The sequence below is a fragment of the Propionibacterium freudenreichii subsp. freudenreichii genome, assembly GCF_000940845.1.
Taxonomy (GTDB): domain Bacteria; phylum Actinomycetota; class Actinomycetes; order Propionibacteriales; family Propionibacteriaceae; genus Propionibacterium; species Propionibacterium freudenreichii.
Map to the genome: position 1 here is coordinate 1344076 of NZ_CP010341.1, position 21842 is coordinate 1365917.

The following is a 21842-nucleotide window of genomic DNA, read 5'->3' on the forward strand; positions in this document are numbered from 1 at the left end:
TCAGGAGTCCTCCCTCAGGCGGGGATCGATGATCTCGCGAAGGCCATCCCCGGTCAGGTTGAACCCGAGCACGGCAATCGCGATGAACAATGCCGGCCACAGTACCTGCAGCCAGTCGGCGTACATGTACGGCTGGGCGTCGTACAGCATGCGTCCCCAGGTCGGCGTGGTGGGCGGTGTGCCCAGCCCCAGGTAACTCAATGCGGCTTCGGCGAGCACGGCCATGCCCAGGCTCGACGAGGACTGGACCAGGACCACGGGGGCGATATTGGGCAACACATGTGACCTGGCGACCTCCACCCATCCGATGCCCGATGACCGCGATGCGGCGATGCAGTCGTGGCTCATCACCCCGCGGGTGGCGGAGTTCGCGACGCGCGCGAAGGCGGGAACGGCCGCGATGCCGATGGCGCTCATCGCGGTCAGGGTGGTGCCCGAGCCGTTCGCAGCCGCCAGCAGGATGGCCAGGAGGATCGCGGGGAAGGCGTACAGGATGTCGCTGCCCTGCATGATGCGCCGCCCCACCTTGGGACGACTCATGCCCGACCAGATGCCCACCGGAACGCCCACGATCGCCCCGATGGCCACCGAGACGACGCCGACCAGCAGGCAACTGCGGGCCCCGACCATGAGGCGCGCAAGGATGTCGCGGCCGTAGCCATCGGTGCCCAGGAGGTGGTCACCGCCGGCTCGCAGCAGGGCCTGCTGGGCCTGGACCTTGACCGGATCGTCAGGCAGCCAGAACAGTCCGACGAGCGCGAACACCACCACGACCGTGAGCAGGCCGACACCCACCACCAGGCTCGCGCGCCTCACAGCGTGCGCTCCTGGTCGGGATCACGCAGGCGTGGATCAAGCAGGCGGTAGGCCAGGTCGGCCAGTCCGTTGATCACCAACACCAATGCCACCTGCAACATGACGATGCCCTGCACAACCGGCAGGTCGCGTTGGTTGACCGTGCTCACCAGCAGGGACCCCATGCCCGGCAGCACGAAGACGTTCTCCACCACGATGCCGCCGGCGAACAACGAGGCCAGCTCGAGGCCCAGCACCGTGATCACCTGCAGCGCCGCATTGCGCAGTCCGTGGCGCGCGACCGCTGCGCGGAAGGGCCATCCGATGGAGCGCGCGGTGCGGAAATAGTCCTCGTTGAGCACATCGATGAAGGCGGACCGCACATAGCGCCCCAAGACGGCTGACTGGACGATCGCCAGGGAGACGACGGGCAGCACCATGTGGCGCGCCCATTCCACCGGGTCCGCCGTCAGCTTGGTGTAGCCATTGGCCGGCAGCCAGTGCAGCTTCACCGCGAACAACACCGACAGCAGCAGTCCCGCGAGGAAAGCCGGAACGGCCATCCCGACCTGCGACATCCCGGCGACCAGTAGTCCGTCGAGATGGCGCCGCCGCAGGGCGGAGATCACCCCCACCGGGATGGCAATCACGATCGACAGGGTCATCCCCAGCAGCACGAGCCAACCGGTCACGGCCAGCTTGGGGGTGATCATCGCCGCGACGCTCACCCCGGACAGGGCGGACGTGCCCAGGTTGCCCGTGACCAGCCCACCCATCCAGTCCAGGTAGCGCAGCGGCCAGGGCCGGTCCAGCCCCAGCCGCCTCCGCAGCTCGGCAATCGACTGGGCGTCCGCGTTGGTCCCCAGAATGGTGCCCGCCACATCGCCGGGCAGCAGGTTGACCAACATGAAGATGATCAGCGAGGCAACCAGGAGCGCCACCACATAGGTGACGACCTGGCGGCCGATCATGCGCGCTACACGCACAGAGCCTCAGAAGTTCTTCGATGAGATCGACGTGATGTCGAAGCTGCTGGACGTCAAGTTCTTGGGCACTCCCTCAAGATCGGCCCGCGTCACCACGAGGTTCGCCAACAGATAGAGGAAATCGGCGACGGCGTCGGTGGCCAGGATCCTGGCCGCCTGCTTCATGAGGCCCACCTGTTCATCGGACGGACCGGTCTCTGCCTCGGCGATGAGCTTCTGGAAGTCCGGATTGTTGTAGTGCCAGTAGTAGCCCGGCTCGGCCCACTTGATGATGTCGCGACCCTCGGCATGCCCAACGATCGTGAGGTCGTAGTTGCTCTTGGTCATCACCTCGTCGATCCACCGGGTGAAGTCGAGCTGGTCGACATTGACGGTGATTCCGACATCCTTCAGGGCGCTGGCCACGAAGGTCGCCGAGGCCGTCGCATAGGGCAGCGTGGGCACGCGCAGCGCCAACGTCAGGTTGTTTTCGTGGCCGGCGTCCTTCAGCAGCTGGCGGGCCTTATCGGGGTCGTAGCCGTAGGTATTGGACAAGTCCTCGTACCAGGGATCGGTGGGAGGGACCATCGACCCGATCAGCGTGCCATGGCCGGCCGCCACCGTCTTCAATAGGTCACCACGGTTGATCGCATAGTTGATCGCCTGGCGCACCCGGATGTCCTGGAAGGCATCCTTCTGGTGGTTGAAGCCCATCACCACCTCGGAATTGGTGGTGCCGTCCAGGATCGTGTACTTGCTCGTGTCGTTGAACTGGCTCAGTGCCTGGGGGGCCTGCACATTCGAGATGATGTCCAGGTCCCCGCTGCTCATCGCGGCATTCTCCGCGTTGGGGTCGGTGAAGCTCTTGAAGGTCACCTCGTCGAACTTCGTGGGGGTGCCCCAATATGACCCGGCCCGCTTGAGGGTAACCAACTCGTTCTGGTGCCACTCCTTCATCTCGAAGGGACCCGAACCGGCCGGCTGCTTGTCGATGTCGTTGATCTTGGTGGGGTCGTAGACGATGCCGGCTGCCTGGGCCATGTAGTAGAGCCAGTTGTTCGACCGCTGCGACAGCACCACCTCCACCGTCGTGGGGTCCTTGACGTTGACGGCTGCCATCGGGGCAATCTGCTGCTTGATGGCCGAGGTGATCTTGGGCTCGGTCATCACCCGGTCGAAGGAGGTCTTGACGGCGTTGGCATCGACTGCGGCGCCGCTGGCGAACTTTGCCTGGGGCTGCAGGTTGAAGGTGTAGGTGAGCCCGTCATCAGACTGTTCCCATTTCGTGGCCAGCAGCGGCTTGATAGCGCCGTTGTTGTCGAGCTTCACGAGCGTCTCGTAGACGTTGTAGAGCAGCGCCTGCGGAATGGCGGCCGCGCTGTTGGTCGACGGATCCAGTGCATTGGGAGCCACCGACGTGCCGATCACCAGATTGTGGGCCTGGCTGGAGGCTCCACTGCCGCTACCCGAGGTGGAACAGCCCACGAGTGTTGCCATCGACCCGGCGAGAACTGCCCCTATGAGGGGACGACGGCCAACCCTGAATCCCATGTGTCTTCTCCTAGTGGATCGGCCCGCCCCACGGTGGGGCAGGCTGTGCGAAAGACGGCATGAATGCTACCGCCTGTGCGTACTCGGCGCGCCGAGCAGGGCCCGGTGGCACAAGTGCCGCGGCCACACCCTCCCGGCATCCCTGTGGACCGGGAAGGAAGCGCCCATTTGGTTTTCCTGAAGCTTGTCTGTAATGTTGAACAGGCGACGCGGGGTGGAGCAGCTCGGTAGCTCGCTGGGCTCATAACCCAGAGGTCACAGGTTCAAATCCTGTCCCCGCTACGAATAATGGTCCTGGTCATAATTGACCAGGACCATTTTGCATGTCCCGGACATCCTCCGTGCCGGTGTCCCAGTCGTGCCGGTGTCCCAGTACTCATCGACTCACACGTTCGGCACCCGGGCGGTACCGGCCCCGCGCAACCGGATCGGGACCCCGTCCCCATCCAACCTGTCATGGGACTGCGCCGCGCGCAGCCCGTCCAGTTCCTCTTCCACTGCCTGGCGGGCCCGCTCGTGGTTGCCCCGGCCGAAGCAGATCCCGCCGTCCCCATCACTGGCGTCGACGATGTGGAAGCCCGCGTCGCGAATCATCGACAGGTCGTCATTGCCGGTCTGCCCCTCGCTGGTCAAGTAGTCACCCAGGAAGATGGAATTGCACACCTCCAGCACCAACGGCTGCAGGGTGCGAACGTGGTATTCCCGTCCGGCCGCCGAGCGGAGCTCACTGTCGGGGTGGACCAAGCGCATCATCGACAGGATGCGCAGGCACCGCTGCGGGGTGAGCTCCCGGTGGGAATGCAGCGGCGTGCCCTCGAAGGGAAGCAGGAAGTTCACCGGCACCGACTCGGCGCCGAGCTCCCGCAGTGCGAAGGCCACCTCCACGAGTTCCTCGTCGGTCTCCCCCATCCCCGCAATGAGGCCGGAGCAGGCGCTGATGCCGGCCCGCTGGGCGGTCTGCACCGTGTTGACCCGATCGGCATAGCTGTGGGTGGAGCAGATGTCGGAATAGTGCTCCTCGGCGGTGTTGAGGTTGTGGTTGTAGCGATCAGACCCGGCCGCAGCCAGCTGCTCGGCCTTGTCGTCATCGAGGAAGCCCAGGCAGGTGCAGATGTGCAGCCCCGGATGTTCGGCGTGGATGCGGGCGACAATGCCCGCCACCTTGGCCACCTCGCGACGTGACGGCCCCCTCCCCGAGGCGACCAAGCAGACGGTGGAGGCACCATGCGACACACCCATCTCGACCGCCTCGTGCACCTGGTCATCGGTGAGCCAGGTGTAGCGCAGGATGTCGGCATCCGAACCCAACGACTGGGAACAATAGGAGCAATTCTCCGGGCACATGCCCGACTTCAGGCTGACCAGGTAATTCAGCCGCACGCCACGGCCGAAGAAACGACGACGCACCTTCCCGGCAGCGGCGACGATCGACAGCGTCTCGGCGTCATCGGCCGCCAACACCTCCAGTGCCTCGTCGCGGGTGATCGACGTCCCACGCATGGCGGTGGCGGTCATCTGTTCCAGATCCATTGGACTTCCTCATCTCATGGGCGCATACGCCCGCGATGAGGGCCACGGAGCACCGTGCGCCCGTGGAATGACCCTCTTCGCGCATTCGCGAGAAGCCTACAATGAATCACTTAACACTGTTCAATGAAGTCCGGGAACAAGACGTCCGCCACCTGCCGGGTGCTACTTCACGTAGCCCGCGAACTCCGGGTGCTTGTCGATCCAGCCGCGGACGAACCAGCAGGCCGGGATCATCGACAGGCCCTTGTCCGCCGCCTCACGCACCGCCCGGGACGCGAGCTGCGCGCCGATCCCCCGCCCGCCGAACTGCGGATGCACCTCGGTGTGCGGGAACAGGACGATGCCCTCGCCCAGCTGGTATTCAAGGATCCCCGCCAGCTCGCCGTCCACCCGGGCCTCGTAGCGACCCTGGGCCTCGTTGTTGGTGATCGTCACACTCGTGTCATCACTCATGATGGTGTCTCCCCCCAGTCGGCGCACCCACGGTGGGTCGCCCTTCGAATCGGCGGACCCACCCATGGTGGATGGATTCGTCAAACGCAACGACGTTGTCTGTGCAACACCCGGGCGGGCCTGCGGATTCCGGACCCGTGGGAGCGCACCGGGCAGACGTCGGCACTCACCTGGCGATCTCGCCCCTGGCGAGCCTGATGAGTCGATCAAGTACCGCCCCGCCGGAGGCATTTGAGCCGTTGTGCTCATACTGGCTGGTCGCCCAGGGGTGCATCGTGGGGATCAGGGCCGCCGTTTGCATCGAGAACTCGAAGGGCACATAGGCATCATTCACGTAGATCGCTGCGGCGCACGGAGCCTCCACGGCCTGCAGCGCCCGCGCGTCGTACAGTCGCGGCCAGGCCCGGTCGGCGATGATACCCGCACACTCACGCCAGGGGCGCAGCGACGAATCCTCGTCGAACCACTCGGGAAAGACGTGTTCACCGGTCAACAGGCTGGTGTCCTGGCGGAACTGATCGGGCAGGACGCGAGCCGCCGACCAGCCGGTGACGCCCCCGTCCGCGAATGACGACTCGTGGATCACCGTATAGAGAGGATTGCGTCCCCCGAAGCTCAGTGCGTCGGCCAGGTCGTAGCGGAAGACCCGAGATCCCGGATCGTTCTCCAGCAGGTAGTGCAACCGCTCGGCGCCCCCTGAGGCTCCGAGCAGGTGGCCCAGGGAGCGGATCCGTGAGGGCCCCACGACATCGCCGTTGGGCGTGTGGATGGCCTCCTGCTCGGCCAGTCCGACCAGCCGGCGCATGCGGTCCCGATCGGAGGGGAAACGTTGGTAGAACGCCCGGGACTTCGCGGCGAGCTCGCGGTAGGTGGCTGTGTACACGTCGTCGGCGGAACGACCCACCGGCGGTAGCCCACCGGTGAAATAGGCGGCCGAGATCGCATCGGGATGGGTCGACAGATAGTGCAGTGCCGTGAACCCGCCGAAGGACTGGCCGAGCACCGCCCAGGACTCGACGCCCAACTCCTCGCGCAGGTCCTCGCAATCGGCGACGATCTCATCGGCCCGCATGTGGCTCAGGTACTCCGCCTGGTCCTGCGGGGCACCGATGGGCTCGCTCACCGGATCGGACAACCCCGTGCCGCGCTGGTCGAGGAAGACCAGCTGGTAGTCCTCCAGAGCCCGGGGCAACCAGGCCGGGGTGGGTGGATCGAGGCTTGGCCGGGGGGACTCATGGCCGGGCCCGCCCTGCAGGAACAGCAGATAGGGCCGGCCGGTGCCCCCGGGTAGTGCCACGACGCGGGCGAAGATCGACAGCCGTCGTCCGTCGAGCACGTTGATGTGGTCCAGTGGCACGTCGACGCGAATCGAACGGGTCATCAAGCCGGGGATACTGTGCTGCCATGTCATGCCCCAAGGCTAGGGGCCGGACCGCGCCCACGACAGGGCCCCGGAGAAATAGGCGCGTCCCGACGCGTCACCGGCGACCTGCCACGAACTTGTCGCACTCATAGACTGACTAGCGTGTCGCCCATTGAGCTTGATTACCGCCTGTCACGTCACACCCTTGACAACGGCATGCACGTGGTCATCAACCACGACCCCACTGCGCCGGGAGAGGCGCTGAACATCTGGTACCGCGTCGGATCAGCCGATGAACAACCCGGCGCCACCGGTTTCGCCCACCTGTTCGAGCACCTCATGTTCACCGGATCCGCGCAGGTGGCCGCCAGTGAGCACCTGTCACTGCTCGAGTCGATCGGCGGCTCGGCGAATGCCACGACGTCATTCGACCGCACCAACTACTTCGAGACGGTGCCCCCGGGTGCACTTGACCTGGCGTTGTGGCTGGAGGGCGATCGGCTGGGCAGTCTCACCATCAGCGATGAGAGCTTCGCAACCCAGCGTGAGGTGGTCAAGGAGGAGAAGCGCCAGCGCTACGACAATGTGCCCTACGGCGATCTGCAAGACCTGATGATCGAGTTGAACTTCCCGCAGGACCATCCCTACGGGCACCTGCCGATCGGATCCATGGCCGACCTTGACGCAGCCACCCCCGATCAGGCACGGGCCTTCTTCGCGCGCTTCTACCGACCAAACAACGCCTTCCTCACGCTGAGCGGGCCGGTCGACCCGCAGCAGGCCCTGGCCTCGGTCCGCCGTTACCTGGGGGACCTGGACCCGGGTCCGGTGGATCGCCAACCCTCCCGCGGGCTGCCGCGCCATGAGGGCGTCCCGACGCTGGAGGTGACGCGCCCCGCGCCCAGCTCGATGGTGCACCTGTGCTGGCGGACGCCGGCCTATGCCGAGCGTGACCACCTGGTGGTTGAGCAGGCGCTGGCGGTGTTGGCATCCGGTCAGTCGAGCAGGCTGCCCGACCTGCTGGTGCGCCAGACGCAGATCGCCGATTCGGTGGGCGCCGGCGACTTCAGCCTGTCGCGCGGTGTCTCCCTGGCGGTGCTCTCTGCACGGGTGGCTCCGGGGCACAGCACCGAGGAGGTCTCCGAGGCCCTGGTCAGCGAAGTCGCCCGACTGTGCGACGAGGGACCCGACCAGGCCGAGATCGACCGCATCAATGCGGGCTTCGACCGATCGTGGCTCAGCCGCCTGGCGAGCGTGGACGAACGGGCCGACGAGATCAGCTCGATGGGCTGCCTGCTCGACGATCCCGGCCAGATCAACACCCTGCTGGGAACCATCCATGCGATCACGGCCGAGGACATCACCGCCGCTGCACGCCACTGGTTGGCTCCCGAGCACCGGTCGGTGCTCATCTACAACGCACAGGAGGCTCGATGAGCTACCACCAGATCTCCCGACCCGAACTCGGTATCCGGCGGGAATGGCAGTTCCCCCTGCCCCAGATGCGCACCCTCGACAACGGGATGACGATCTGGGCCTACCAGCTCCCCGGGCAGTACGTGTTGAGCATGGAACTCGTCTTCGATGTCGCCCTGAGCGACGAACCGACCGGGCACGAGGGCGTCGCCACGCTCGCCCTGCGTTGTTCCGACGAGGGCACGGTGGCCCACCCGGGCAATGCACTGGCCGAGCGCATTGAGTCGATCGGCGCCGAATACGACGGCGGTGCGGCCCGTTGGGCCACACGCTGTGGCATTGACGTGGCGGCACCCTACGCCGATCAGGCCGTCGACCTGCTGTCGGAGATCGTGCGCACCCCCGCCTATGAGGAACGCGACGTCGAACGCCATCGCACCCTGGCGCTCACCGAGATCGAGCAGATGCGCGCCAGCTCGGGATCCATGGCCTCGGTGGGCATGCGACAGGCCCTGTGGACGGCCGGCACCCGGCATGCCCTGCCGAGCACCGGAACGGCGCAGAGCATCGCCGGGCTGGACGCGACACAGGTCCGGGCCTTCCATGACCGGTGGTGGCGCCCTGACGGAAGCACGCTGATCCTGGCCGGTGACCTACCCGACGGACTCGTGGACCGGACCGCGGAGGTCTTCTCGCGGTGGCCGTCCATCGGCTCGCGCAGCAACGCCGGGGCACCACGGGCCCGCGCCGGCGGAGCCCCGGTACGCGTCATCGATCGTCCGGGCTCGGTGGCCGCCGATGTGAGCTTCGGACTGGTCGGCCCCGCACACGACGACCCCCAGTGGTCCGCCCTGCAGGTGGCCACCGAAGCCGTCGGTGGGGCCTTCGGCAGCCGACTCAACCTGAGCCTGCGCGAACGGCTCGGATACACCTACGGCGTGTCGGCGTCGCTGTCGGCAAGCCGCTTCAACAGCGCCTTCGGGTCGTCGGCGAGCATCCGCAACGAGGTGGTCGCCGCAGCCTGTCGCGAGGCCCTCGACCAGTTGGACCTGGACGGCCATCCGCTCCGCGACGAGGAGGTCAGTTCTGCCATCGACTCCCTCATTGCGATCGCCCCACTGCGTTACGACACCGCCGGCGCGATCGTCGGGCAGGCGGGAGCCCTGGCGGCTCGCGGGTTCTCCCCTGATTGGATCAATCAGGTCAATCGCGGTATCGCGGCCACCACCACCGACCAGGCCAACGAGGCCTTCGATGCGCTCGTCTCGCGGTCAGTCCGCGAGCACACCCTGCGCATGGTGATCTGCGGTGATGCCGGGCAGCTGGTCGGCCCGCTGGAGGCCGATGGCTTCCGGGTGGAGCCGTTCGCCCCGATCCTGTGACCGACCGCGGGCCGCGCCCGCACGTGAAATCCCCCGGCAGCGTTGGCTACCGGGGGATTTCACGTTGACGCGATGCTGGCGGATCAGCCGCCGGCGGCCGCCATGGCCTCGCTCACCTTGGCCTGGGCAACCTGCATCTGGGACTGGTAGGTGGCCAGGTCCCCCGCCTTGAGCGCCTTGTCGGCCGCGGAGAAGGCGTCATTGGCCGCCTGGAGATTCGCCTTCACGGCCTCCTCACCGGTGGCCGGGACCTGCTGGGTTGCCCCGGCCTGCCCGGGCTGGGCGTTCTCACCGGTGCTTGCTCCGGCATTTCCACCGAAGACGGTGTCCAGCGCCTCCTGCAGCGTTGTCCCGATACCGATGTGGGTCCCGTAGCGGGCCACGACGAAGCGCAACACCGGGTAGCTGCCGGCCGAGGAATCCTTGCGCTGGGTGTAGATCGGCTCGATGTAGATCAGTCCATCACCGAGCGGCAGAGTCAGCAGGTTTCCGTACAACGCGTCGGCAGAACCACTGCCACCCTGTCCCACGAAGGGCAGCAGGTGGTCGGCAACGGACTGGTCGGAGGAAATGGCGTTGTAGGTCTGGTTCGGCCCCGGAACCTGCTGGGTGTCCGACAGCCTCAGCACGCGGATCTTGCCGTAATCAGGATTGGACGTATCGGCGACCACCGACATGTAGGCGCCCATGTTCTCGCGCTTGTTGGGCACATAGACAGCGGTCTGGCTGAACACCGGGGCCGCATCCCCCGGCCACTTGATGGACAGGTAGTAGGGAGGTTCGGCCTTGCCGCTCTTGTCACGCGGATCGGCCGGCACCACCCACAGGTCCGACTGGTTGTACCAGTTGCCCGGATCAGTCATGTGGTAGCGCCCGAGGATCTGACGCTGCACCTTGAACAGGTCCTGCGGATAGCGCAGGTGCGACAGCAGCTCGGGCGATGCCTGGCTCTTGTCCGTCAGCACTCCCGGGAAGGCCTTCTCCCAGGTCTTCAGGATCGGGTCAGAGGTGTCCCACGCGTACAGCTTCACGCTGCCGTCATAGGCGTCGACCACTGCCTTCACCGAGTTGCGCACGTAGTTGACCTGCTTGGTGTCGGTGCCCTGGCGCCAGCTGCTCGCCGAGTCGGAGATGGTGTCCTGCATGTTGATGTGCTGGCTGTTCGGGTAGTTGGCGGTGCTGGTGTAGGCGTCCGCGATCCACACGATGCGCCCGTCCACGACGGCCGGGTACGGGTCCTGGTCGACCGTCAGCCAGGGGGCCACGGCCTTGACCCGCTCCTGGGGCGTGCGGTTGTACAGGATCTGCGAGTTCTGGTTCACCCTGCCCGACAGCAGCAGGTTCATGTCGCCGAACTTCGTCGCGTACATGGCACGCGTGATGGGATTGCCGATCGGCACGCCACCGGTCCCGGTGTAGGTGGAGTGCTGCTCGCCACCGGCGGTGTTGCCGCCCGGGGTGTCCAGCTCCACCGGATCGGCGCCCTCGACGTTTCCGGCAATCACATACTGGTTCTGCTTCTCACCGAAGTAGATGCGTGGCTGTTGCTCGTTGAGCTTGCCCTGGGGAGGAATGTCCCACTCGATCCACTCCGGTTCGCCGTTGGCCTGGGCACGTGATCCGTAGGAGGCCACCATGCCGAAGCCATGGGTGTAGACCGTGTGGATGTTGTTCCAGCTCTGGTCGGGCAGGCCGTTGATGTCAATCTCGCGCGCCGCGACGACGGTGTCGGTCTTCTTGCCGTCGATCTCATAGCGATCAACATCGAGCACATTGGGGAAGGTGTAGAAGCCGCGCACCTGCTGCAGTTGCTCGAAGGTCGGCGCAATGATCGCCGGGTCCATCAGGCGAATGGCCGGCAACGCCTCGGCATCAGACTTGAGCTGGCCCTGGCTGACGTCGGTCTTCGCCGAATAGTCCGTGATGGACACATCGTCGATGTCGTAGGCCTGCCGGGTGGCGGCGATCTGGTTCTGGATATAGGGGCGCTCACGGTCGGGCTCGCTCGGGCGCACGTCGAAGCGTTGGATGACCGCCGGATAGATGCCCTGGATGAGCAGGCTCGACACGACCATGAGGATGATCGCCGTGCCGGGGACGCGCCACGCGCGCAGCCTGGCGTTGGCGAAGAACATCGCGGCGCAGATGAAGGCGATGATCGCCACGATCAGCCGTGCAGTGATCCGGGCGTGGTCATCGGTGTAGCCGATGCCGGTGAACAGGGTGTCGTTGTCGGAGATGGCGAATTCATAGCGCGCGAAGAGCTGTTGCACTCCGTAGACGACCAGAATCAGACCAAACATGATCGACAGGTGCACCTGCGCTGCCATCCCGAAGGGATTGTGCACCTCCACGCGGGGCGGCTCGCCGCCAGGCGTGCCCGGCAGGGGACCACGGAAGCGCACGGGTGAGGCGTGCAGGGACCCGGTGATCAGGTGCACGATCGCCGCGACGATCGTGCCCACGATCAACGTGGCGAGCACCATGCCGAGCACGAACTGCAGGAAGGGGAGGGTGAACGTGTAGAACGAGACGTCCTTGTTGAAATAGGCGTCACGCTGGCCGAACGGCGTGCGGTTGATGAACAGCAGGACGTCGTCCACGTGCGTGGTGGCGACGGCGCCCGCGATGACGCCGATCACGATCGAGGGAAGGGCGATCACCAGCCGGGTGCGCCGTGCCAGCGCCTGCCGGTAGTGGTCGAGCACATCGGATTCCAGCGGTGCCGGCTTGTCGGGCCGTCGTCGCCAGGCGATCGCCATGGTGACCGCGCAGACCACGGCCATCAGCACCGCGCTGGCCAGGAACAGGGCCACCGCAGTGATCATCCGCGTGGTGAAGACCTGCTGGAAGGACAGCCGACGGAACCACAGCCAGTCGGTCACCACCTCGGTGACCAGCCACCACGCGGCGATGATCGCCACCAGCACCACGAGTGTGATGCCAAGGGCGCTCCTGCGGCGCGTGGACTTCTGCTGTGGGTTGCGCGCCCTATTGGCCGCGGACCTGTGTGAGCGATTCACGATTCCTCGTTCTCCCCCCAGTGGAAGGTTCGTGCCAGTGCGCTGGTCAGCGCCGGAACAAGATTGTCCCCGGCAAGTAAGTCATCCGGCTTGCTCGCCAACCGTGCCACACCGTAGTGGGTGCCGTCACGCATGACGCCAACGACCACCCGGATCTCCTCGTGGCGGGGGTGCGTTGCGACGAATTCCGCGGCCTTGTCAGGATCATCGGGAATCTGGTCCTCCACGTCCGCGGGCAGGAAGGTGCGCTCGGTGGTGATCGCGGCCCCCGCAACGGTGTCGGGCCACCCGATCGTGGCCAGCCCCTCGAGCAGGTCGGAGCCGGGATGGAAGTCATCCTGTTCGACCGAGGAGAGCTGGTCAGCGGTGTTGACCACCAGCTGGTCTCCCAGTGCCGGCTCGGCGGCAAGCAGTTCAGCGGTGGGAACCAGGGCGAACAATCGAGAGGGTTGGTCCCACCCGGAACGTGCCACGAAGCGCTCGATCTCCACCAGTGCGGCGCTCAGCCTGTCCAGAGCATCGTGCTGGTCATCGCGGGCCTCGGCCCGCTCCTCACCGTCGGACAACTCGCCCGCCGCATCACGTGGTTGGTTCATCCTCGTCCTGTTCGTTGGTTGTGCTGTGTCGACATTGCTGTCGCATCGCTTCTGTCTGGTTGCTGCCGGGGGCCCGACGCGGCGGATCTGGGGTGCCGTCACGGCTGCGGGCTTCATCAACAGCGCGGCACGCCGTTCATATCGCCCCGGGCCAGCGACTCGAGTGAGGTGATGGCATCGTCGAGCTTGTTCACCTTCACCAGGTCGAGGCTGGTCTTCACCTGCTGGGTTTCCGAACAGTTCCCGGCCGGGACGAGGAAGACAGTGGCCCCACCCCGCTCGGCGCTGCGCAGCTTCTCCTCAACCCCGGAAGTGGCCCCCACGGTGCCCGAGGGATCGATCGTGCCGGTTGCCGCGATCGTGCGGCCCTGGGCGAGGTCGGTGGGTGAGACGAGCTCGTACACCGCCAGTGCCAGCACCAGGCCGTCGCGCGGCTGGTCGATGTCGGGGTCGATCGTGAACTGCACCTGAGGGAGATATTGGTATCCGTCGCGCAGGGTCATGCCCGCGCGCGGCACGCTGCGGTCCGAGGCGCTGGCCTGGGTGGTCACCTGCACCTTCATGACCGCTCCATTGCGGGTGATCCCGAATTCGATGGTGTCGCCGATGCTGACGTCCTTGATGATGTTGGTCACATCGGAGGCAGCCGAGACGATCTTGCCGTTGACGGTGTCGATGACGTCGCCGGCCTGCAGCAGTTCGTAGGCGGGTCCCCCGCTGGACACCGAATCGATCACCGCATTCTCCTGCACCGGTATGTGGGCGGCACGCAGCGCAGCAACCGTCGCATTGCGCTGCGAGGTGTCCATCTCGTCGGCGGATTGCTGGGTCAGCTCAGAGGCACTCATCCCCACCGGGTAGATCCAGTCGCGGGGCATCACATTGTGGAAGGGCAGCAGGTAATTGGCCAGGGCCTCGGGCAGGGTGAGATGTGAGTCGGACTTGGTGGCGGCCACGGTGGACAACAGCAGCTGACCATCGGTGGGGCTCGTCTCGGCACCGCTGACCTGCACGGCCGGCTCGCCGCCCTGCGCACCCAAAAGGTTGTAGGTGACCCCGGGACTCCAGGCCACGAAGGGAATCGGGATCAGGGTGACGGCGCCTGCCAACAACACGAAGCACAGTGCTGCGACGATCGCCGTGCGGGTGTTACGGGTCATGCGGACATCACGGCACCATCGCCGGTTGTGCCCCTGGGACCTGACATGGCGATGAGTTTAGCTGAGCGGGGAGCGTCGATGCGTGACCAATTCCCCCGCACGGGGCGATTCCGGATGAATCCCCCGCCATGGTCGGGTTGATCCCGGCCGTGTGTAACGGGCTTGGGTGGGTGCGCTTGAATGGGGACAAGAGCAGTGGGAGTGCCCGCGGGCGCGCTGCGCACGATCGAGGAGCCTGTCATGAGTGATGAGAACACGATGCGACCCGGCGATGACGATCCCGGCCAGGATCCGCTCAGCGAATTGCTGCGGCGCATGGGACTGAATGTGCCCGCGCAGGGGCTGGACCTCAACGCCATGATGGGCCAGTTCCAACAGGCCATGTCGCAGGCCGCGGCGCATACTGATTCATCAACGGGCATCGACTGGGATGCGACCAAGCAGGCGGCACGCCACGTGGTCGCATCGCTGGGGCCCGATCCGAGTCCCACCCAGACGCAGAGGGCACAGCTGGCCGACGCCGACCGGCTGGCCGAATCGTGGCTTGATCCGGTGACGACCTTTGCCCCAGCCGACGCCCCGGCGGAACCCTGGAGCAGGGCGCAGTGGGTCGACGACACCATGGATTCCTGGCGAGCGATCGTTGAGCCGATCGTGACGGCGATCGCCGACGCGATGTCGAAGGCGATGGGCGGTCAGGCGATGGCCGATGCCCCCGAGCTGGCCCAGTTGTCGGGCATGCTCGGCCCGATCCTTCGTGGCGCGGCCGGGCAGATGTATGCCGCCCAGCTGTCCGAGGCGATCGGCAAGGTCGCGGCCGATGTGCTCACCGGTGCCGAGTTGGGCGTCCAACTGCTGAGCAAGCCCCGCGTGGTGGTGCTGCCCACCAACGCCAATGCCTTCGTGCGTGGCCTTGAGCTGCCCGACGAGGACGTGCTCATGTACCTGACGCTGCGCGAGGCCGCCCGTCAGCGCCTGTTCGCCCGCGTCACGTGGCTCGGCCCGCAGCTCCTGGCGTTGATCGAGCACTATGCGCGCGGCATCACGATTGACATGGCGGCACTGGGCGAGGTGATCGATCCCGATTCGATGGCCGGGCTGACTCCCGACAAGTTGCAGGAGTTGTCCAAGCAGCTCCAGGGACGCCTGTTCACCCCCACCCGCACTCCGGAGCAGGAGGAGGTGCTGGGACGGCTGGAGACGCTCCTGGCACTGGTTGAGGGCTGGGTCGACACGGTCGCCCATGAGGCTGCCGCGAGCTGGCTCAGCCACGAGGAAGCACTCATGGAGGTCATCCGCCGACGCCGGGCAACCGGCGGGCCGACGGAGAAGATGTTCGGCTCCCTGGTCGGCCTGGAACTGCGTCCGCGCCGGGTGCGCGATGCCCAGCGGCTGTGGCAGGCCGTGCAGGCGGCCCGCGGCCCCGAGGGTCGCGACGCGGTGTGGGCCCACCCTGACCTGATTCCCACGACAGCCGACCTGGACGATCCGATCGGGTTCAGCAGCGGGGAGCGCGACGAGGACCAGACCCGCGACTGGGATGACGATCTGGCCCGCCTGCTCGAGCAGGACAGGCATGACGACGGCCCGGCTGATCCGGATTCCCGGGGAAGCGGCGATACGCCGGGCCCGACCGACCACTAGGTGTACTTCCCCGTGACGTTGTGAACGCGGGCTGAGGGAGTCTGGCCGCCGATCCCGGTGTGGGGTCTGTGGTGATTGTAGTGATGGAGCCAGGTCTCGTAGGCTGCGGCGCGCTCGGCTTCGCTGGCGTAGGGCTTCGCGTAGGCCCACTCGACGGCGAGGGTTCGGTTGAACCGCTCGACCTTGCCGTTGGTCTGCGGCCGGTATGGCCGGGTCCACTTGTGCTTCACCTCGTCGCCGAGCGCGTCAGCGAAGGCGCCTGACCGGTAGCAGGAACCGTTGTCGGTCATCACCGCGGTGACTGTGACGCCCAGGCCTGCGAAGAACGCGTTCGCGCGGGTCCAGAACCCCGCTGCGGTCTCTTTGCGCTCGTCGTCAAGGATCTCTGAGTACGCGATCCGGGAGTGGTCGTCCACGGCGTGGTGCAGATACCGGTAGCCGCGAGAGCCGGCTGCCCCGGCACGGGCTGCCTTGTCGCGGGCCACTCCCGCGTGACGGTCCTGCATGGATCCGCGACCGTGGGCACGCCACCCGCCGCCGTCGGGGATCCGGCCTTGTTTCTTGATATCTACGTGCACGAGCTGGCCCGGCGCGGCGACCTCGTACCGTGTCGGCTTCGGGCGGCGAACCGGCAGCCCGGTGGCCTGGTCGATGTTGATCAGCTTCGGCATCTTGTATCGGGCGAGCACCCGACCGACCGTGGAACGGTGCAACCGCAGGTGATACGCGATCCGGTGCGGACCCCACCGGCGAGTGAACCGCAACGCGACGATCCGATGCTCCGTCTTACGCGAAAGCCGGTTCGGTGACGAGGTGGGCCTCGAACTACGGTCGATCAACGGCAGCCCTGCCCGGTACCTGTCGGCCCACCGCTTCACCGTCGCGGGCGAGCACTGGAACCGTTCCGCCGCCCGCCGCAACGACCAGCCCTGTTCCACGACGAGAACAGCAAGACGACGACGCCCTTCCGGTGTCAAGGGTGCGTTAGCGTGAGTCACGAAGACCTCCGTGGTCAGGAGAGTGAGTGTGGTAACCCACATCCTGCCCGGAGGTCTTCGCTACCTCACCCGTTCACAACCTCCCGGGGAAGTACAACTAGGCCAGAACTCGCCACCGGGTGCGCCCGGGGTTCAGTCTCCGGATGTCTGCGACATCTCGGAGGCGCTCCACCCCTCGAGGAAGCCACGTGCCCGCTCAGCCCGCTCGTAGTGCGCCAGGAGCTCATGGAACGCCGACGAGTGGTCCGGGTGCAGCAGGTGCACGAGCTCGTGGAGCAGCACATAGTCGATCACCCACGTTGGCATCGCCCGTAACCGGTCCGACAGCCGGATGGTGCCGTCGGCCGGGGTGCAGGATCCCCACCGGGAGCGCTGATTGGAGACCCACCGCACCGAGCTCGGGCGGGCACGGCCCTGCAGGTAACGCACCGACAGGGTGTCGGCACGGCGCGCCAGGTCGTCGTCACCGGCAAGCGGACCACGCGACGGTGTCCGGGCGGCCACCTTCGTCACCATCTGCGCGACCCAGTGCTCCTGCTCGGCATGGTTCATGCGGGCCGGGAGCATCACGACGATGCGATCACCCTCTCGCCGGGCTGCCACGGTCCGGCGCCGGCGTTCGCTACGACGCACCACCACCTGGTGGACGCCCTCGGGCAGCTCCACGCCGGCCGGCGGCGGTACCACCATGTCTGCGCGGCACCCGGTGCCATGGACGGACTGGGTGCCATGGGCGGACTGGGTGCCATGGGCAGCGGGCACGGCCTTGCTGGGATGCACCGCTCAAGAGTAGCCACGCCCGGCGCACCAACTCCATGGCCTGCCGGCTCGACACCACGTCGAGCCGTGGCACGCACCGGGGCCCCACCCGGGGACCAACTGCCGGCTGACAAGGCGCGCAGGGCAGGTTGACGATCGTCGCACCACACCGTTAGATTGTTGGTGAAGCCCCCGGTTTCAGCCATATGCAGGGGAAGGCATTTGGCGGATCCGGGGGTTTCCTCTGTCCTGGGGGCGTGTGGCCCGGGTGTCAACGCGGACGACGCATACCGCGTTCCCGAACCGTTATCAGCCGACCTGATCGGCCCGCCGGGGGCCTTCCCCGGGTGCCGTGAACCCGATCCGCTTCCCCCGTGTGACTAGAGTTGTGCTGAACGCAGGCCTCAATGTTCCTCGGAGCATGACGGCCCCAGTCAACTTTTTGGGAGGAACAACTGTGGCAGAAGAGACTTATGAAGGTGAGTTCTACTGTGTGAAGTGCAAGGCCAAGCGTGAGGCCAAGGGCAATGTCGTGGTGAACGCCAAGGGCACCCGCATGGCCAAGGCCAAGTGCCCGGTGTGTGGCACCAACCTGAACCGAATCCTCGGCAAGGCCTGATTCACACTTCCCTACTTCGAACGGGCCTCCCGGCATCAAGATGCCGGGAGGCCCGTTCTCTTGTTCCCCGTGTGGTCCGGGGATCGTGCGGGCCCGCATGGCGGTTGTGCGGTCGGCATGCGGTGTTGTCCCGGGCCCGGCTGAGGTCGGCATGCGGTGTTGTCCCGGACCGGCATCGTGTCGTCCCGACACCCGTCGGTGTGGTCCGTTCCCGCCACATGGCTGATCGGCCCTCCCCCGGCTGCCATAGTCCATGCCATGACCCCCGCACCCGACCGTCGGACCGCTCCACCGCCCCGTCAGGACTCGGCTCCCACACTGCGACTCGTCACCGCCCCCGTCGCACCGCCGCCTCCCGCCGGGCTGCGACTGGTGGGCTGCCGGGTGGAGGAGCTGGCCGGCGATCACTACGTGCTGGTGGGCGACGCCGACGCGGCCGTCGAGCTGCGGGGGCCCGGAGCAGTCGTCCTGGCAGGGGCGGTCAGCACACTGGCCGGCACCGGCGATATGTCGGCAGCGCGAGCAGGGCTCTCCGCCGACGACGATCGAGCCTTCCGGGCGCTGTTGGACGAGCTGCGAGCTCACGGCCTGGCAACCGTGGACCCCTGTGGGCCCGGTCGGGGCATCCGCGTGGGCCTGGTCGGGGAAGGACCACTTGCCAAGGCATTGACGCCCGTCGTGGCCGCCCTGGGTGACCTCACACTGTTCGGTGAGTGCCTGCCACCCGTTGCCAGCAGGCAGCCGCTCAGCACCCGTCGGAAGCGGGCCAAGGAGCCGCGACCCCTCCACTGGACGCAGTCCGGTGAGCAGGGACTGGATCTCGTGATCATCGCCACCACGCGACGTGAACCCGATCCGGCGTTGGGCTGGCTGCTCGCACGGGCCGCCACCCCGCACCTGTCGGTCACCGCGCACCGGGGACAGACCATCGTCTCGGGCATCTCTGTCCCGGGGGTGACCGCCTGCATGCTCTGCGCCGGGTCAGCGGGCGGCTCGAGGCCGCTGAAGGCCTGGCGGGCGGCGGCACCCGCCGAACCGGACGACTCCGACCTCGCGTGGGCCGCCAGTCAGGTCCGCCGGGCGGTCGACACCTTCCGCACCACCCGCACGATCTGGCCGACGCTGCACTCCGACGGTGCTGTCGAGCAGCCCCACATGCCCGATCCCGAGTGCCCGGCCTGCGGGGCGATGGCTGCCGCTCACCGCCGGCGGCGCCGTGACGGAACGCCAGTCATGGCCCCGGGGTCGTCGTCCTGCCGGAGCACGCGCACAGCGGCCGCCTGACGGGTCGACCTCCACGAAGTGCGGAGGCTCCGCGCTGGTTCAGTCGCCGGATTCACTCACGATGCGGACGGCGCATCCGAGGTGGCATCGGCGCCGACGATCTCTGCGCCCGCCCCGTCAATGATCCGCAGCAATTGCGCCCCATAGCGGCGCAGCTTGGCGGCACCCAGTCCACGGATCTTCATCAGCGATTCGTCGTCACGGGGCTGGTACTGGGCGATCGCCATGAGCGTCGTATCGGTGAACACGACGTAGGCCGGCAGCGAATGCTGCTTCGACTCGGCCAGGCGCCACGCCTTCAGTCGGGCGAGCAGGTCCTCGTCGTAATCGACCTCACACCCCTCGTGGTGGCCCAACTTCACCTCGACCGCATTGGTCATCGGTCGACGGCAGACGATGCACCGGGCAACCCTCTTGGTCCGGGGCCCACGTGCCGCTCGGGGATCCACCGTGGGCGATCCCGTCGACTCGCCCAGCAGTCCACCCAGGAAGCGCGAGGGGTTCCGGCGCCCCCGTCCATTCGGTCCGGAGGTCGCCCAACTGATCCGCAGGGCCTGACGTGCGCGGGTGATGCCCACATAGAACAACCTGCGCTCCTCGGCGACCTGGGCCGGCGTCTTGGCCAGGGAGAAGGGCAGGAGCCCCTCCTGCACGCCCACCAGGGCCACGGCCTCCCATTCGAGTCCCTTGGCCGAATGCAGCGTTGACAGCGTCACTCCCTCACCGACCGGTGCATGCTGCATGGAGGCGCGCTCGGCGATCTGGGCGACCAGCCGATCGAGGCTGTCGGCGCCGTCGGACACGAGTTGCTGGCCCATCTCGCGCAGGGCACCCCACGATTCCCAGCGTTCGCGTACCCGACCCTGCCCTTCGGGTGCCTGCGGCGTCCATCCCAGTCCCGTCAGCACCTCATCGAGGGATTCGCCGGGATCTGCCTGCGGGTCGGAATGCGCCACATTGGTCAGGCGTCCCAGCGCCGTGCGCACCTCGGCGCGTTCGAAGAAGCGCTCCGAACCCCGCACGTGGTAGGGAATGTGTTCGCCGTCCAGGGCTGACTCAAGGGCAGGCGATTGGGCCGACACCCGGAACAACACCGCCATGTCCGACCAGGCGATGCCTGCCCGATGCCGCGCGGCAAGCCAACCCGCCAGGTGCTCCGCCTCCGCGACAGGGTCCTGGGCCGCGGCGAGGTCCACCGGACGCCCCGCATCCAGGACCGGCCTGAGGATCACTCCGCGTCCCACGGCGGGCCGGCCCGGCGGATGCAGGAGTTCATTGGCGGCCTTCAGGATCTGCGGCGTTGAACGATAGTTGGCATTCAGGTGGAGCACGTGCGCATCCGGGAATTCGCGCGAGAAGTTCGTCAGGAAACGCGCATCGGCACCGGCGAACGAGTGAATGGCCTGATCCGGATCGCCCACCACGCACAGATCGTCACAATCCCCCAGCCATTGCAGGAGAAGGCTGTGCTGCAGCGGACTGACGTCCTGGTACTCGTCGACGACAAAGTGCCGATAGACCGAGCGGAACTCCTGGGCCACCTCCGGATGCTCGTGCATGAGGGACACCGCACACAGCAGGATGTCGTCATAGTCCATCACCTGGCGTTCGGCCTTGACCCGCTCATAGTCGGCGGCCACCTTGGCCACGGTTGCGGGGGTCACACCGGAGACCTGGTGTCCGGCGCGCTCGGCCATTGCGGCGTACTCGGCCGGCAGGACGTTGGTGGACTTGGCCCAGGAGATCTCACTGCTGAGATCACGGATCACGGCCGTATCGGTGCGTACATGGTGACGCCTGGCGGCCTCGGCCACCAGACCGAATGTCGAGCCAGCGATCTCCGGCAACTCCCGGCCGGTCGCCCTCGGCCAGAAATAGCGGATCTGGCGCAGCGCGGCCGAGTGGAAGGTGCGCGCCTGGACCCGGGGCACCCCCAGCGCCGCCAACCGGGCCCGCATCTCCCCCGCAGCGCGCGTCGTGAAGGTCACGGCGAGAATCGAATCGGGTGCCTGGGCGCCGCTCAGCACCGCATGGGCGATCCGGTGGGTGATGGCGCGCGTCTTGCCCGTGCCGGCCCCCGCGAGCACCGCAAGCGGCCCGGCCACATCAACCGCGACGGCCCGCTGGTCCTTGTCCAATCCGGACAACACCGATTCGTCGGTCATCGGGGGCGGGGAATTGCGCGCGGGATCACTCATCACGCCTGCCACCATAGGCGGGGCCTGTGACACTTCCGATCTGCGTGTCCACCAGGTACATTCCGGATCCCCATCGCGGCAATGTCGTCCCCACGGCGCAGGGCTG

The 21842-nt window shown here is 66.8% G+C and carries 17 protein-coding genes and 1 tRNA gene; 6 read left to right on the forward strand and 12 right to left on the reverse strand.

The features are described 5' to 3' along the window. The 3 genes from RM25_RS05760 to RM25_RS05770 are packed head-to-tail and all read right to left on the reverse strand — an operon-like array spanning position 1 to position 3257. Positions 1 to 816, reverse strand: coding sequence for an ABC transporter permease (locus tag RM25_RS05760; protein ID WP_044636174.1), 816 nt, complete (start codon positions 814 to 816; stop codon positions 1 to 3). Then, positions 813 to 1766: an ABC transporter permease gene (locus RM25_RS05765; RefSeq protein ID WP_013160910.1), complete on the reverse strand. Its 954-nt coding sequence runs from the start codon at positions 1764 to 1766 to the stop codon at positions 813 to 815. The genes RM25_RS05760 and RM25_RS05765 overlap by 4 nt, the downstream gene beginning before the upstream one ends. A 21-nt stretch (positions 1767 to 1787) precedes the next feature. After that, a complete protein-coding gene (locus RM25_RS05770; protein WP_044636175.1) occupies positions 1788 to 3257 on the reverse strand; it encodes an ABC transporter substrate-binding protein in 1470 nt (489 codons plus the stop codon). A gap of 262 nt (positions 3258 to 3519) precedes the next feature. Here RM25_RS05770 and RM25_RS05775 point away from each other — a divergent pair. Continuing rightward, positions 3520 to 3593 (forward strand) — tRNA-Met (locus RM25_RS05775). Between the two features lie 102 nt (positions 3594 to 3695). Here the strand turns inward: RM25_RS05775 and bioB are convergent. The 3 genes from bioB to RM25_RS05790 form a co-directional block, all read right to left on the reverse strand. Then, on the reverse strand, positions 3696 to 4841 hold the full coding sequence (gene bioB, locus RM25_RS05780; RefSeq protein WP_044636176.1) for a biotin synthase BioB: 1146 nt from the start codon (positions 4839 to 4841) through the stop codon (positions 3696 to 3698). Positions 4842 to 5003: 162 nt separating this feature from the next. Continuing rightward, positions 5004 to 5294 carry a GNAT family N-acetyltransferase gene (locus RM25_RS05785; protein WP_013160907.1) on the reverse strand — a complete coding sequence of 97 codons (291 nt, stop codon included), beginning with the start codon at positions 5292 to 5294 and terminating at the stop codon, positions 5004 to 5006. A 166-nt stretch (positions 5295 to 5460) separates the two neighbouring features. Continuing rightward, on the reverse strand, positions 5461 to 6705 hold the full coding sequence (locus RM25_RS05790) for an alpha/beta fold hydrolase (protein WP_013160906.1): 1245 nt from the start codon (positions 6703 to 6705) through the stop codon (positions 5461 to 5463). Between the two features lie 168 nt (positions 6706 to 6873). On the opposite strand from RM25_RS05790, the gene RM25_RS05795 reads away from it, so the two are divergent. Together RM25_RS05795 and RM25_RS05800 are read left to right on the forward strand one after the other, a co-directional pair. Then, positions 6874 to 8094 carry a M16 family metallopeptidase gene (locus RM25_RS05795; RefSeq protein ID WP_044636177.1) on the forward strand — a complete coding sequence of 407 codons (1221 nt, stop codon included), beginning with the start codon at positions 6874 to 6876 and terminating at the stop codon, positions 8092 to 8094. After that, positions 8091 to 9455: a M16 family metallopeptidase gene (locus RM25_RS05800; RefSeq protein ID WP_013160904.1), complete on the forward strand. Its 1365-nt coding sequence runs from the start codon at positions 8091 to 8093 to the stop codon at positions 9453 to 9455. Before RM25_RS05795 ends, RM25_RS05800 begins: the two co-directional genes overlap by 4 nt. A gap of 83 nt (positions 9456 to 9538) precedes the next feature. Here the strand turns inward: RM25_RS05800 and RM25_RS05805 are convergent, their stop codons facing one another. The 3 genes from RM25_RS05805 to RM25_RS05815 all read right to left on the reverse strand — a co-directional run bounded on the left by RM25_RS05805 (position 9539) and on the right by RM25_RS05815 (position 14234). Next, positions 9539 to 12478, reverse strand: coding sequence for a UPF0182 family membrane protein (locus RM25_RS05805; RefSeq protein WP_044636178.1), 2940 nt, complete (start codon positions 12476 to 12478; stop codon positions 9539 to 9541). Beyond that, positions 12475 to 13074, reverse strand: coding sequence for a PPA1309 family protein (locus RM25_RS05810; protein WP_013160902.1), 600 nt, complete (start codon positions 13072 to 13074; stop codon positions 12475 to 12477). Before RM25_RS05810 ends, RM25_RS05805 begins: the two co-directional genes overlap by 4 nt. Positions 13075 to 13190: 116 nt before the next feature. After that, on the reverse strand, positions 13191 to 14234 hold the full coding sequence (locus RM25_RS05815; protein ID WP_013160901.1) for a YlbL family protein: 1044 nt from the start codon (positions 14232 to 14234) through the stop codon (positions 13191 to 13193). A gap of 258 nt (positions 14235 to 14492) precedes the next feature. Between RM25_RS05815 and RM25_RS05820 the strand changes: the two genes are divergently transcribed. Next, positions 14493 to 15878, forward strand: a complete 1386-nt coding sequence (locus RM25_RS05820; RefSeq protein WP_041704564.1) for a zinc-dependent metalloprotease — start codon at positions 14493 to 14495, stop codon at positions 15876 to 15878. Here RM25_RS05820 and RM25_RS05825 read toward each other — a convergent pair. Then, positions 15875 to 16876 (reverse strand): IS481-like element ISPfr17 family transposase, encoded by a 1002-nt coding sequence (locus RM25_RS05825; RefSeq protein WP_044636658.1) that lies wholly within the window; start codon positions 16874 to 16876, stop codon positions 15875 to 15877. The two genes, RM25_RS05820 and RM25_RS05825, sit on opposite strands and share 4 nt — an antisense overlap. Positions 16877 to 17008: 132 nt before the next feature. Continuing rightward, a complete protein-coding gene (locus RM25_RS05830; RefSeq protein ID WP_013160898.1) occupies positions 17009 to 17656 on the reverse strand; it encodes a M48 metallopeptidase family protein in 648 nt (215 codons plus the stop codon). A gap of 436 nt (positions 17657 to 18092) precedes the next feature. Here RM25_RS05830 and RM25_RS05835 point away from each other — a divergent pair, with 436 nt between their 5' ends. Together RM25_RS05835 and RM25_RS05840 are read left to right on the forward strand one after the other, a co-directional pair. After that, positions 18093 to 18254, forward strand: a complete 162-nt coding sequence (locus RM25_RS05835; RefSeq protein ID WP_013160897.1) for a DUF5679 domain-containing protein — start codon at positions 18093 to 18095, stop codon at positions 18252 to 18254. A 258-nt stretch (positions 18255 to 18512) separates the two neighbouring features. Beyond that, positions 18513 to 19538, forward strand: coding sequence for a hypothetical protein (locus RM25_RS05840; protein WP_013160896.1), 1026 nt, complete (start codon positions 18513 to 18515; stop codon positions 19536 to 19538). A gap of 56 nt (positions 19539 to 19594) precedes the next feature. Here the strand turns inward: RM25_RS05840 and RM25_RS05845 are convergent, their stop codons facing one another. Then, the gene (locus RM25_RS05845; protein WP_044636739.1) at positions 19595 to 21736 is read right to left on the reverse strand and encodes an ATP-dependent DNA helicase UvrD2; all 2142 of its coding nucleotides are present in this window, start codon (positions 21734 to 21736) and stop codon (positions 19595 to 19597) included. Positions 21737 to 21842 lie beyond the last annotated feature (106 nt).